Origin of the sequence: Anaerostipes rhamnosivorans (assembly GCF_005280655.1) — a bacterium.
GTDB lineage: Bacteria > Bacillota > Clostridia > Lachnospirales > Lachnospiraceae > Anaerostipes > Anaerostipes rhamnosivorans.
This window is the reverse complement of sequence record NZ_CP040058.1, coordinates 1598355-1610131: the sequence shown is the minus strand read 5'-3', so window position 1 is coordinate 1610131 and position 11777 is coordinate 1598355. Positions and strand designations below refer to the sequence as shown.

General features: G+C 45.6%; 12 protein-coding genes. All 12 read right to left on the bottom strand.

Going from position 1 to position 11777, the window contains the following annotated elements:
- Window positions 1-13 precede the first annotated feature (13 nt).
- The 12 genes from spo0A (AR1Y2_RS07985) to nusB all read right to left on the bottom strand — a co-directional run bounded on the left by spo0A (AR1Y2_RS07985) (window position 14) and on the right by nusB (window position 11768).
- Window positions 14-820 (bottom strand): sporulation transcription factor Spo0A, encoded by an 807-nt coding sequence (gene spo0A, locus AR1Y2_RS07985; RefSeq protein WP_137328477.1) that lies wholly within the window; start codon window positions 818-820, stop codon window positions 14-16.
- Window positions 821-913: 93 nt separating this feature from the next.
- Complete coding sequence (spo0A, locus tag AR1Y2_RS07980; RefSeq protein WP_175403614.1) at window positions 914-1732, bottom strand: sporulation transcription factor Spo0A; 819 nt, start codon at window positions 1730-1732, stop codon at window positions 914-916.
- A gap of 110 nt (window positions 1733-1842) precedes the next feature.
- Window positions 1843-3060 carry a SpoIVB peptidase gene (gene spoIVB, locus AR1Y2_RS07975; protein ID WP_137328475.1) on the bottom strand — a complete coding sequence of 406 codons (1218 nt, stop codon included), beginning with the start codon at window positions 3058-3060 and terminating at the stop codon, window positions 1843-1845.
- 101 nt (window positions 3061-3161) lie between these two features.
- Window positions 3162-4844, bottom strand: a complete 1683-nt coding sequence (gene recN / locus AR1Y2_RS07970) for a DNA repair protein RecN (RefSeq protein WP_137328474.1) — start codon at window positions 4842-4844, stop codon at window positions 3162-3164.
- 7 nt (window positions 4845-4851) lie between these two features.
- Entirely contained in the window at window positions 4852-5316 is a 465-nt protein-coding gene (gene argR / locus AR1Y2_RS07965; RefSeq protein WP_137328473.1) for an arginine repressor, read from the bottom strand.
- Window positions 5313-6161, bottom strand: a complete 849-nt coding sequence (locus tag AR1Y2_RS07960) for an NAD(+)/NADH kinase (RefSeq protein ID WP_137328472.1) — start codon at window positions 6159-6161, stop codon at window positions 5313-5315. Before AR1Y2_RS07960 ends, argR begins: the two co-directional genes overlap by 4 nt.
- A gap of 13 nt (window positions 6162-6174) precedes the next feature.
- Window positions 6175-6993: a TlyA family RNA methyltransferase gene (locus AR1Y2_RS07955; RefSeq protein WP_137328471.1), complete on the bottom strand. Its 819-nt coding sequence runs from the start codon at window positions 6991-6993 to the stop codon at window positions 6175-6177.
- The gene (gene dxs / locus AR1Y2_RS07950) at window positions 6990-8867 is read right to left on the bottom strand and encodes a 1-deoxy-D-xylulose-5-phosphate synthase (RefSeq protein ID WP_137328470.1); all 1878 of its coding nucleotides are present in this window, start codon (window positions 8865-8867) and stop codon (window positions 6990-6992) included. The genes AR1Y2_RS07955 and dxs overlap by 4 nt, the downstream gene beginning before the upstream one ends.
- 28 nt (window positions 8868-8895) lie before the next feature.
- Window positions 8896-9789, bottom strand: a complete 894-nt coding sequence (locus AR1Y2_RS07945; RefSeq protein WP_137328469.1) for a polyprenyl synthetase family protein — start codon at window positions 9787-9789, stop codon at window positions 8896-8898.
- Entirely contained in the window at window positions 9776-9988 is a 213-nt protein-coding gene (xseB, locus tag AR1Y2_RS07940; protein WP_137328468.1) for an exodeoxyribonuclease VII small subunit, read from the bottom strand. The genes AR1Y2_RS07945 and xseB overlap by 14 nt, the downstream gene beginning before the upstream one ends.
- 181 nt (window positions 9989-10169) lie before the next feature.
- Window positions 10170-11372 carry an exodeoxyribonuclease VII large subunit gene (gene xseA / locus AR1Y2_RS07935; protein WP_137328467.1) on the bottom strand — a complete coding sequence of 401 codons (1203 nt, stop codon included), beginning with the start codon at window positions 11370-11372 and terminating at the stop codon, window positions 10170-10172.
- The gene (nusB, locus tag AR1Y2_RS07930) at window positions 11373-11768 is read right to left on the bottom strand and encodes a transcription antitermination factor NusB (protein ID WP_137330224.1); all 396 of its coding nucleotides are present in this window, start codon (window positions 11766-11768) and stop codon (window positions 11373-11375) included. It lies immediately after the preceding gene.
- Window positions 11769-11777: the final 9 nt, after the last annotated feature.

Below are 11777 nucleotides of genomic sequence, written 5' to 3'. Positions count from 1 at the left end.
GTTTTCTACTGAATCAAGAGGCATTCATATGATATTCCAGTCTGAGTTTATCCGCAATGAGTGCTATGAATTCAGAATTTGTCGGCTTTCCTTTGCCGGCACTGATCGTATATCCAAACATTTCTTCCAGCAGTTCGATCTTTCCTCTGCTCCAAGCCACTTCGATGGCATGGCGGATGGCTCTTTCCACACTGCTGGAAGTTGTTTTATATTTTTGAGCTATGGTTGGGTATAATAGTTTTGTTATGTAATTCATCATGTTAACATCATGGATCGCCATTATGATGCCTTCCCTGATATATTGATAGCCTTTTATATGTGCAGGAATCCCAAGATCCCTGATGATCTTTGTCACATCTTTTTGAATATCATATTCCGTAAACGTCTTTTGAGCGGGTTCACTTTTTACCTCAAATGTCTTTGGGTAATTGTTGTTCACCCTTTTCATTCTCATCATTTGATTGATCCTGTCAATTAACACATTTGTATGAAACGGCTTCATCATGCAGTAGTCTACACCCATAAGGCTGATACATTCGATCAGTCTCTGGTTTCCTATGGAGGTTATTGCAATAAAAGAAGGTATTTTGTCATCGGCTATGGTACCGTTGCACTGTTCAATCACACCCAGTCCATCTAAAACCGGGAGGACGATATCAATCACTACTACATCAGGCTCTTGTTCCTTAATTAGCTTAACTGCGGAGGCACCGTCATAGGCAACTCCCACTACCTGCATTTCATTTTCCATTTCTCTGCAAAGTTCCTTAGCCTCATTTTGACTGCTGACAGCTATCAAAATTTTCCGTTTATCATACATTATGTATACCCCTCCATCCAAATCTAACCATTCTAAGAGAGAAATATATCAAGCATATTCCCCTTTGTCAATCGCATAATCAAACAATATTTACTATCTTCCATCATTTTCAGACATTTTTTGCGACACGATTCGATCTCCATACTCAAGTCTGATTTTATCAGCAATCAGTGCAATAAATTCTGAATTTGTCGGTTTCCCTTTTCCCGCATGAACCGTATATCCAAACAAAGCATCGATCGTATCCATTTTTCCACGGCCCCAGGCCACCTCAATAGCGTGGCGGATTGCTCTTTCCACTCTACTAGATGTAGTACCAAACTGTTTCGCTATTGTTGGATATAGTTGTTTGGTTATTGAGTTTAGAATATCCATGTCGTAGATGGCCAGCATAATGGAATCTCTTAAATATTGGTAGCCCTTAATATGAGCCGGCACACCTATTTCATGGATAATATTTGTGATAATGATTTCCAGCTGGTTTTTATTTAGCCCTTCCTGGTTCTTTAATGCGACAAAAGGCTTCTGTACTTTTTTGTCTAATTTTGCTTGTTTTATTTTTCGGATTACCATTTCCGAATCAAATGGTTTCAAGATAAAGTAAGATGCTCCCAGCTCCATTGCTTCCTCGGCAACACTCTCCTGTCCCATGGCAGTCACCATAATCACCGTCGGCTGTTTTTCCAGTCGCTCATCACGAAGCTTTTCCAATACCCCAATTCCGTCAAGCTTCGGCATGATAATGTCCAGAAGAACAACGTCCGGCTTTTTCTCTTTGATAATCTCCACGGCTGCTTCACCGTTGCCTGCACTTCCGATGACCTCGATATCCTGATCTAAGTTTAAAAGCTGAGTCATCATACTGACCATTTTCTGATTATCATCCGCGATTGCCACATTAATTTTGCTCATGTTAAGTCCTCCGATTCTGTTTTTATTTACAATATAATTATATATTTTTGCAAACTTTACAAACACCCCTTATCCTTCGCAAGTTCTTTGTAAATAACAACAAAATCATCTTATTTAGAGGAATTTAGCATATTTTCAATAAAGGTTGCGTACCCTTTTGTCGAATCGTCCACAAAGACATGGGTCACAGCACCTATAATGTGGTTGTTCTGAATGATAGGAGTTCCGCTCATACCTTGAACGATACCATTGGTCTGTTTTAACAGCTTTGGATCTGTAATCTCAATCTCCATCCCCTTTAGTACATCATGGTTGGATTGATCCACACTTTTGATCTCAATATCATAGGTCTCCCTCTTACCGCTGATACAGCTTATGATCTGCGCTTTTCCAGTCTTTACTGACTGCTTATAACCGATACGGTAGGCTTTGTCTTTTTTATCCGACTGGGTAGTTCCGTAAATTCCATATTTGGTATTTTTGCGGATCGTTCCCAGCAGGTTCGCCTCCTTGTAATAAATGCTTCCGACAATCTCTCCCGGGGAGCCGGATTTTCCCTTCTGGATCGTATCGATCTGCGGAGTGAGCAGGTATCCGCCTTTGATATCCATCAGTTTTCCGGTGTCCATGTCGCAGATCCCGTGCCCCAGGCCTCCAAACTCATTTCCTGCCACGTAGGTCATAGTTCCGATCCCCTGGGTGTTATCCCTGACCCAGGCTCCGATCTTATATTGACTGTCGGTGACAGACTGGACAGGCTGCACCTTGATCTTGGTTTTTTTATGGTTTCGGATCACTTGCAGAGTGACTTCCTTACCATTACATTCATTGATTTTTTTCATAAAATCAACCTTTGTCTCAACCTTTGATCCATTGACTGACAGAATATAATCACCTTGATACAGCTTATTTGCGCTCGGAGTATGGTTGCCTCCGTCTACGCCTGTGATCATATCTGTTTCCAATACAAGGATCCCATTTGTCTCCACATAGATACCTACGATCTTTCCGCTGGGCACCAGTGTTTTTTGTTTGACAACATTCACCTTAATGTCTTTTAACGGAATGGTTCCAAACAGCTTTGCTTTGATCTCATCCTGTCCAACGGAGTCCTTCGTCAGAACAAACGGTTGGTTTAGCTTGATCTTTTGATCCTTGACCATCCCAACCGCCGGCACGTCATACTTTAGACATGCTTTTTCTCCCATGGTCAGCTCAATGGCATTGGGCAGTACATTTCTGCAGTATTTGAAATAAACGGCACAGATTCCTACGATGTTTATGACAAACAGAGCAATGAGAAGTTTGCGGTAGTAGTATTTTCTCATGGTTTCCTCCTAAACAGATTAAATCATAAATGATTTAAAAAAGGACGTATGCTTTTATGCGATACATCCTTTTTATTATGTCTGAAACCTAAGAAAAGCACTCAGTATAATTTTGCGTCATTTGCTAAACTTTTCATTTCTTTTGAGTTTTTTAAAACGGCTTCCGTGAGATCATCGCCGTTGATCATCCGTCCTAATTCCCTCAGGGAATCCTCTTCGGAAAGTCTTTGTATGGTGGTGGTGGTCTTTGTTTTATCGGCATACTTCTCAATATAATAGTGAGCGTCTGCCATGGCCGCAATCTGCGGCAGATGGGTAATGGCTAATACCTGATGGTCCTTCGCAATGACTGCCATCTTCCTGGCAACCTTATTTGCCGTCTCTCCGCTGATCCCCGTGTCGATTTCGTCAAAAATCAACGTTCCCACCTGATCCACATCCGCAAGAACGGATTTGACAGCCAGCATGATCCTAGAGAGTTCACCTCCGGATGCCACTTCTGCCATAGGCCGCACCGGAAGGCCCGGATTGGTAGAGATCAAAAAAGTTACCTGATCTACTCCGTCAGCATTGGCCGTCTCAGAAGGTGAAACCTTGATCTGGAACTTAACAGAGAGAAAATTGAGATCTGAGAGAGCCTTAAAAATCTGCTGTTCCAAAATCTTTGCGGCCTTTCTGCGCTCTTTTGACAGTTTTCCGGCCTTTTCATAAAACTCCTTTTCTGCCTGGGCGATCTGTTTCAGGAGCAGCTCCTTTTCCTCCTCGTAATGTTCGTAAGTTAAAAGCTTCTCCTGAGCCTTATACTGGTAGCTTAACACATCCTCAATGGTCCTGCCGTACTTGTCCTTCAGGCTGTTGACCAGGTTAAGCCTCTCCTCTGTGCGGGCAAACTCTTCGGCATCAAATTCCATGGATGACATATATTCTGAAACCTGCTGGTTAAATCCATTGATGATGTCTTCCGCCTGAAGAAGCTGTTCATAGGAATCTCCAAGTGCCGGATCCAGATTCACAATACCCTGAAGGTCCTTTAAGGCTGTGGAGAGCAGCGTTCCCACCGACACTTCTGTTTCATTCCCAGTACACTCATAAGCACTTTTCATGCCTTCCATGATCTCCTGGCTGTGTACCATCCTCTGATAGTGCTCATCCAGAGCTTCATCTTCATTTTTAACGAGATGCGCATCCTCAATTTCCTGAATCTCATGGTTTAAAAAGCTCATCTCCCGGAGTCTCTGGGCTTCATCTACCGCAAACTCACTCTTGCGCTTCTGAAGCTTCTGAAGGTGTCCAAAAGACGTTTTTGTATCTTTTACATATTGTTTCCCATTTTGGCTTAAAAAATGGTCTAAAATCGATTTGTGATTTTTTTCATTTAAAAGTGTCTGGTGCTCCTGCTGTCCGTGAAGGTTCATGAGCCTTTCTGAAACCTCCTGAAGTGTTTTCAATGTGACCATACAGTCGTTGATACGGTTGACGCTGCGTTTTTCTGAGATCACCCTTTTGATCAGGATCATGCCGTCTTCTGCAGGCAGATCTTTCTCTTTTAGATCCCTGAGGATATCATCATCCTCTGTATAGAATAAGAGTTCGATCAGGGCCTCTTTTTCCCCAGGCCTGATCATATCCCTGGAAACCTTCTTCCCAAGAGCGCTCTCAATAGAGCCGATGATAATGGACTTCCCCGCACCTGTCTCACCGGTCAGAATATTTAAATGCTCATCAAAATGAATCTCTATCTCATCAATTAAAGCTAAATTTTTAACATGCAGACTCTGTAACATAGTTCACCTACTTATCACTTGTGCTTTCCATCATCAGACGAATCTCTCCGATGATATCGCTGCCTTTTTCCTGCTCTCTGACCGCACAGAAAATTGTGTCATCCCCTGCGATGGATCCCAAAAGCCCTGGAAGATCCAAATCATCCAGAGCAGCGGCACAGGCCATCGCCATACCTGCCGCCGTTTTAATGACCAGAAGATTTCCCGCTGTCTCCATAGAAACAATAGCGTCATTTAGAATCCGCTGGTAGGACTTTGCTACTTCTTTTTCCCTGGCGGCCAGCAGCCCATATGCCTGTCTTCCGTCCGGAAGCGGGATTTTAGTCAGCTCAAGTTCTCTGATATCCCTGGAGACCGTCGCCTGGGTCGTTTTAAAGCCCTGTTCATTCAGACGGTTCGTCAGTTCCTCCTGGGTCTCGATAGGCCTTTTGGCGATCAGTTCAATGATTGCCTGCTGTCTCTTTTTTTTCATGCTTTTCCACCAACTTTCGCACGGAGTGTATGATAAAAACTTCTTTCTTGTACTTTGACAACCTTCGCCACCTTCCGGGACTTGTTGATCTTTATGATATCGCCAGGGTTCAGACGTTCTGCCACCTGCCCGTCAAAGGTGACCAGAGCCTCCTCAAGCTGTGTTTTGCGCACCTTCTGTATATGGATCTCAATGGTATCCCATTCTCCCAGCACAATACTCTTTGCCTGCAAAGAATGCGGACATACCGGAGTAATCAGTATGACATTCGCCTCCGGATTGACTATGGGTCCCCCGGCCGAGAGGTTGTATCCCGTGGATCCGGTAGGTGTGGAAATGATCACACCGTCCGCAGCATACACATCCAAGAGCTCACCGTTGACAATGATCTTAAACGAAATAATCCTGGAAAAACCGCTCCTGGTGATCACAATGTCGTTGAGGGCGGAAAGCCGGTAACAGGAAATATCCCTGTGGAAAATACATCCCTCCAGCATCATCCTCTCCTCGATATGAAACCGGTCATTGAGCAGATCGTCAAGACCTTCTGAGAGATGGGACATTTCGATCTCTGTCAGAAAACCAAGGGTACCCAGATTGACTCCCACCACTGGAAGGTCATGAGGTGCGATCAGCCGGGATGCATGCAGCATCGTTCCGTCTCCCCCCAAGATGATCACGCATTCCGCATCATCGGGAATATTGGAGTAAGTCTGGGTATCTTCCGTAAAATCTTCTCTTAAGACGGCCGTCCCGCCCTTTGCCTCAAGATATTCCTTGATCCGGTTCGATGCGGCAAAACCGGGGTCCTTCACTTCATTGGTCATAATCAAAAAATTCTTCATTGTCTACCTTCTTCTACTCTTTTGCCTTCTCCAAGTCACCGTGGGATGCCCCCACCACTTCCGGTATCTTTCCTTTTAGGACATTCTCATGCTGCTTTTCTTCCGTCTTTCTCATATGAAGGAGGTACTCTATGTTTCCCTCCGGCCCTTTGATCGGAGAATAATCCAGATGAAGGAGTTCAAAGCCATTGCCGCTGGCAAACTCTGTGATCTTTTCAATGACTTCCTCATGAACCGCCGGATCCCTTACCACTCCCTTTTTTCCGACCTTTTCCCTGCCGGCCTCGAACTGAGGTTTGATCAGGGCAGTAACTTCACCTCCGGTCTCCAGGATCCCGTAAACCGCCGGCAGGATCTTGGTCAATGAGATAAAGGAAACGTCAATGGAAACAAACTGTGCCGGTTCATCAATATCCTCCAGAGTTACATAGCGCATATTGGTACGCTCCATACACACGACTCTCTCATCGTTTCTCAGGCTCCAGTCCAGCTGCCCGTGCCCTACATCCACGGAATAGACCTTCTTTGCCCCATTCAGAAGCATACAGTGGGTAAATCCTCCGGTGGATGCCCCCACATCCATACACACCCTGCCGTCCAGGCGGATACCGAACTGGTTCATTGCCTTTTCCAGCTTCAATCCTCCACGGCTTACGTATTTTAGTGTTTTTCCTTTGATCTCAATGGGCAGTTCCTCTTTAATCATAGTGCCTGCCTTGTCTTCTCTCTGGCCGTCCACAAAAACTACGCCTGACATGATGATGGCCTTCGCCTTCTCTCTGGACGCCGCAAGGCCTCTTTTTACCAGAAGCACATCTAATCGTTCTTTCATGCTTTATCTCCAATCCACTCTTTGATCTTATGTGTCATTGACGCGCTGTCAAGCCCCAGCATCTTTCTGAGTTCACCTACGGAACCGTGCTCCACAAAACGGTCATCAATACCGATATTCCGGATCCTTCCTTTGTAATCATGCTCGGTGAGGATCTGTGTCACCTGCTGCCCGAATCCTCCATTTAAGACCCCCTCCTCCATCGTTACGATCAGACGGTGTCTATCCATGAGAGAACAAATTAACTCCTCGTCCAGAGGCTTTACAAATCTTGGATTGACCAGTGTAGGCGTATACCCGTCCTTTATCAGTTCTTCATATACTAGAATTCCTTCCTCCATCATGTTGCCGAGAGGAATCAGTGCAATGTCCAGGCCTTGCTTTAGGATACATCCTTTCCCCTTTTTAAGCGGAGTATACTGCTCTTCAAACAAATTGGATGCGGAGCCACGGGAGTATTTGACAGCCACGGGTCCATCAAATTCTTTGAGAGCGCAGGTGACCATTTCTTTTAATTCTTTTCCGTTGATCGGGGCCATCACTGTAAAATTTGGGATGGAAGACAGATAAGTCACATCAAAGATACCCTGATGTGTTTCACCGTCTGCTCCTACCAGGCCGGACCGGTCCACGCCGATCAGCATGTTGAGCCTTCCGATGCCCACATCATGCAGCAGCTGGTCATATGCCCTCTGCAAAAATGTGGAATAAACAGCGGCCACGGGCTTCAGTCCTTTAGCTGCCATACCTGCACAGAATGCCACGGCATGCTGCTCAGCAATACCCACGTCAAAAAAACGCTCCGGGAATCTCTCACGGAACTTTGAAAGTCCTGTCCCCTCCGGCATAGCCGCTGTAACAGCCACAATCTCCGGATCTTCCTGTGCAAGAGCGGTGACTGTCTCGGAAAAAATATCTGTATAGGACAGACCTCCCCCGCTTTTCAGCGCTTTCCCGGTCCGAACATTGAAGGGATTTACTCCGTGAAAACGGGAAGGATCTTGTTCTGCAAACTTATATCCCTTTCCCTTTTTTGTGACTACATGGAGAATGATTGGCTCATCCAGCTTCTTGGCGCGCTCAAAGGTCTCCACCAAAAGCGGTACATTGTGCCCATCAATGGGTCCGATATAAGTAATCCCCATATCTTCAAACATCATCCCCGGCACAAACAGCTGCTTGATGGAATCCTTGGATTTCTTTAGGCCTTTGGCAATGGGTTCTCCCACTAATGGAATCTGCATCAATGATTTTTCAATATTTCCTTTAAAATCTACATATTCTTTTTTAGACCGCACCCGGTTCAGGTAGCCGGACATTCCGCCTACATTCTCCGATATGGACATCTTATTGTCATTGAGTACTACGATGAGCTTTTGTTTCTTTTCCCTGAGTCTGGCCATGTTATTAAGAGCCTCATAAGCCATACCACCGGAAAGAGCCCCGTCACCCAGAACCGCCACGATGGTCTCATCCGTTCCCTTCAGGTCCCTGGCCTGTGCAAGACCCAGGGCAACACCTATGGATGTAGAGCTGTGTCCGCTGTGAAACGCATCGCAGTCACTCTCCGTGCGCTTTGGAAAACCACTCATGCCGCCGTACTGGCGCAGACTTTTAAATCCTTCCATCCTGCCTGTGAGAATCTTATGGACATAGGACTGGTGCCCTACGTCAAAAACCAGCTGGTCTTTCGGAAAATCCATCGTAAGATGCAGAGCCATTGTAAGCTCCACGGCTCCCAGATTGGAAGCCAGATGGCCTCCTGTTCTGCTTACATTCAAAAGCAAAAACTTCCGGATCTCTTTGGCCAGAAGTCTGTAATCTTTCGGATTGATACTCTTTATGTCATTGGGATGCTTTATCTGTTCTAACATATTGACTCCTTCAATGTCTTCCTTTTGCTTAATAGGTCCTGTGGATCAGATACTCCACCAGACCGGTCAGATAACCGTCTGCCTCATCATAATCCTTAAGCACAGAGACCGCTTCCATAGAGATAAGCTCTACATCTCGTTTGGCCTGCTCAATACCTTTTAACGTCACATATGTGGTTTTGTGATTCTTCTCATCACTGCCCACAGGTTTGCCGATCTCTTCCTCTGTCCCTGTAATATCCAGAATATCATCCTGAATCTGAAACGCCAGCCCGATCTTCCTTCCACACTGTTCCATATGGTGAACCTGCTCATCAGAAGCACCCGCAAGCACTGCACCAATCATCAGGCACGCTTCGATCAGCGCAGAAGTTTTATTGTGGTGGATAAACATGATCTCATCTAATGATAGCTCTCTGCCCTCCAGTTCCACATCAGCTGTCTGACCGCCGATCATACCATAAATGCCCGGTTTCCTTGCCAGGATCTGGATGGCCTTTGCAGTTCTTAAAAGATCTGCGTCCTCCATATCAAAAGCTGCGGATGCGGTCTCAAAAGCATAGTTTAACAGCGCATCTCCAGCCAGGACCGCCATATCTTCCCCGTAGACGATATGGCAGGTCTTCTGTCCCCTGCGGTAGTCATCGTTATCCAGTGCCGGCAGATCATCATGGATCAGGGAATAGGTATGGATCATCTCGATCGCCGCCATAAATGGTTCTATGACCCTGCCTGTACCGCCGAACATCTTATAGGTTTCCTCCATGAGCATAGGCCTGAGTCTCTTCCCCCCTGCCCGGACTGTTGTGTTCATGGCCGTAAGCACTGTCTTCTGCAGTCCTTCCGGTTTGGGAAGATAGATATCCAGCACACTCTCAATGTGTTCTGTTCTCTTTGCCATCTCTTGTTTAAAATGATCCATTCTGTTCTCCATCCTGCTCTAAAATGATCAGTTCCTTCTCCACCTTGTCCAAGGAATCCCTGCATTCCTTCAGCACTTCCACGCCCTTTGTATATAGAGCTACTGCGTCAGACAGCTTCACGTCCTCCTGCTCCAGCTGCTTGATGATCTCATCCAGCTGTATAAATCCTTCATCTATCTGAAATTTCTCCTTAGCCATATCTGTGGTACCTCATATCCTTTCTGCATCTATTTTTTAGATTATATCATATTTTCTGTGAATTATCTTTTCCTTATTTTCAGTTGTTATTATTATAATTCAGAACAGACGTTCATTCAACTTAAATTTTTATAAAGAAAAAGCACTTCTACATGTCTCATTTGTAAAAGTGCTCCGTTATCTAAATATCTCTAATGTCTCTGACTTCTGTGGTGAGCTGCCCGTCGGAAATGGTGATCGTCACTTCCTCCCCGATCTTAACCCCCTTCACAGATGTGAGTGGCTCGTTGTCTCCCACTGACAGATATCCATATCCCCCGATCAGCTTCGCTGTAGGTGACATTCCGTGAAGCCGTTCCATATAGATCTCAAGCCTGTGGCGGTAGTCCTTCTTGAGGTGATCCATCCGCCCATGAAGCCGTTCTTCTAATTCCGCAAAGATCATCTTCTGTTCCTGGAGCTTAAGCCTCGGATCAAACCCATGCATCTTCCTTCGGTATCTCTCTACCTTGAGACGGTAATTGCCTGTGACATACTGCATCTGTGCAAAAAGCCTGCGCTTTCTAACATCAATGGCTTCCAGTGTCTCCCTGAGATCCGGCACCGCAAGCTCACATGCCGCAGTGGGAGTGGCTGCTCTTAAATCTGCCGCATAATCTGCGATTGTCGTGTCCACCTCGTGGCCTGTACCAGAAATGATCGGTGTTCTGGCCGCATAGACGGCTCTGGCCACCTTTTCTTCGTTAAATGCCCAGAGATCCTCAATGGACCCGCCGCCCCGGCCAATGATGATAACATCCACGCCGTAACGGTCCAATGTCTGGATTCCCTTTACAATGGTATCCGATGCACCGTCCCCCTGTACCTGAGCCGGATACAGCACAAGCTGCACATAGGGATTTCTCCGCTTTGCCACACTGATGATATCCTGGATCGCTGCTCCTGTCTTCGCCGTGACGATGCCTACCGATTTGGGATTCCTTGGGATCGGCTTTTTCTTCTCGTGATCGAATAGCCCCTCCTGATACAGTCTCTCCTTGAGCTTTTCAAACTCTACATAGAGTCTTCCGATGCCGTCCAGGGAAATCTCATTGGCATAGAGCTGATAAGTACCGTTTCTCTCAAACACGCTGATGCTCCCTGAGACAATGACTGTCTGCCCGTTCTCCATATCAAAATCCAGCCCGTTCATCCTCTGGTTGGCAAACATCACACAGGAGATCTGGCTTTTATCATCCTTCAGGGAAAAATAAATATGCCCCGAGGAATGATACTTACAGTTGGAGACTTCCCCCTTGATATAAATCCGATTCAGAGCATAATCGCTCTGAAAGATTCTTTTGATATACGCATTGATCTGCGCAACTGAAAATACCTTGTTCATCTAACCAATCTTTCCTAAAATCCCATTGACAAAGGATGCCGCTTTTTCATTGCAGTAGGTCTTAGAAAGTTCCACTGCTTCGTTGATGGCAACTTTGTTGGGGATATCCTCATCAAACATAATTTCATAAACCGCAATTCTTAAGATCGTAAGCTCTGCCTTTCCAAGCCTCTTAATATCCCATCCTTTGCTGTTTTCATTGATCTTCTGGTCGATCTCACCAAGACGGGACAGCATGTCAAGCGTCCTTTTCTTGATGTACTCTTTTTCTTTGTTCCTGAAAAAATCATTTTCTTCCAAGTACAGGTCAGCCTGCGCTTCAAACTCCTCTGTTGCATGAAAATCAATGGAAAAACACAGACGGAACATCTGCTCTCTTAATTTACTCCTTGTCATCCTACGGTC

What these genes read in the sequence shown, in the direction of transcription:
- AR1Y2_RS07955 (WP_137328471.1), bottom strand. Translation starts at nt 6,993, where the DNA reads ATGAAAGAACGATTAGATGTGCTTCTGGTAAAAAGAGGCCTTGCGGCG.
- dxs (WP_137328470.1), bottom strand. Translation starts at nt 8,867, where the DNA reads ATGTTAGAACAGATAAAGCATCCCAATGACATAAAGAGTATCAATCCG.
- xseB (WP_137328468.1), bottom strand. Translation starts at nt 9,988, where the DNA reads ATGGCTAAGGAGAAATTTCAGATAGATGAAGGATTTATACAGCTGGAT.
- argR (WP_137328473.1), bottom strand. Translation starts at nt 5,316, where the DNA reads ATGAAAAAAAAGAGACAGCAGGCAATCATTGAACTGATCGCCAAAAGG.
- spo0A (WP_175403614.1), bottom strand. Translation starts at nt 1,732, where the DNA reads ATGAGCAAAATTAATGTGGCAATCGCGGATGATAATCAGAAAATGGTC.
- xseA (WP_137328467.1), bottom strand. Translation starts at nt 11,372, where the DNA reads ATGAACAAGGTATTTTCAGTTGCGCAGATCAATGCGTATATCAAAAGA.
- AR1Y2_RS07945 (WP_137328469.1), bottom strand. Translation starts at nt 9,789, where the DNA reads ATGGATCATTTTAAACAAGAGATGGCAAAGAGAACAGAACACATTGAG.
- nusB (WP_137330224.1), bottom strand. Translation starts at nt 11,768, where the DNA reads ATGACAAGGAGTAAATTAAGAGAGCAGATGTTCCGTCTGTGTTTTTCC.
- AR1Y2_RS07960 (WP_137328472.1), bottom strand. Translation starts at nt 6,161, where the DNA reads ATGAAGAATTTTTTGATTATGACCAATGAAGTGAAGGACCCCGGTTTT.
- spo0A (WP_137328477.1), bottom strand. Translation starts at nt 820, where the DNA reads ATGTATGATAAACGGAAAATTTTGATAGCTGTCAGCAGTCAAAATGAG.
- spoIVB (WP_137328475.1), bottom strand. Translation starts at nt 3,060, where the DNA reads ATGAGAAAATACTACTACCGCAAACTTCTCATTGCTCTGTTTGTCATA.
- recN (WP_137328474.1), bottom strand. Translation starts at nt 4,844, where the DNA reads ATGTTACAGAGTCTGCATGTTAAAAATTTAGCTTTAATTGATGAGATA.